The sequence below is a fragment of the Paracraurococcus lichenis genome (assembly GCF_030657435.1).
GTDB lineage: Bacteria > Pseudomonadota > Alphaproteobacteria > Acetobacterales > Acetobacteraceae > Paracraurococcus > Paracraurococcus lichenis.
This window is the reverse complement of the sequence record NZ_JAUTWS010000493.1, coordinates 1-443: the sequence shown is the minus strand read 5'-3', so window position 1 is coordinate 443 and position 443 is coordinate 1. Positions and strand designations below refer to the sequence as shown.

The window sequence follows — 443 nt, the reverse complement described above, 5'->3', positions numbered from 1 at the left end:
CGGCGGCCGCCAGCGCGAGTCCCGTCCCGAGCAGCGCGCGTCGCGTCGGCATGTCCTTTCCCTCCGGCCCGCCGCTACTCTCGCGCCGCCACGGCGTCCAGCCAGGCGCACTCTGTCCGCGGCAGCGGTGCGCGCAGCCCCTTCGCGGCGGCGGCGAGGCGCATCTCCCGGCGCCGGACCCGCGCCTCCGGCGGCAAGTGCAGCCGCTCGTGGCCCCAGAGGCTCGGGCCGTCGAAGGTCTCGTGCGGCTGCCAATCTGCCGGGTCGATCACCCGCCCGCCCCAGCCGTACTCGACGAAGAAGCCGGACGGCGCGTGCGCGTAGAAGGATGTCATGTGGTCGTTGGTGTGCCGCCCTAGGGTGAAGGCAACCCGCCCATCCTCGAGTTGCGCCAGATCGTAGCCCTGGCCGACGTCATCCAGGCTGCCGAGTTCCACCATAAA

1 pseudogene is annotated in these 443 nt (G+C 72.5%); it reads right to left on the bottom strand.

Annotated features, from left to right (window positions below):
- Nucleotides 1–74 precede the first annotated feature (74 nt).
- Nucleotides 75–443 (bottom strand): annotated as a pseudogene (locus tag Q7A36_RS40940) (hypothetical protein); the annotation flags it as partial.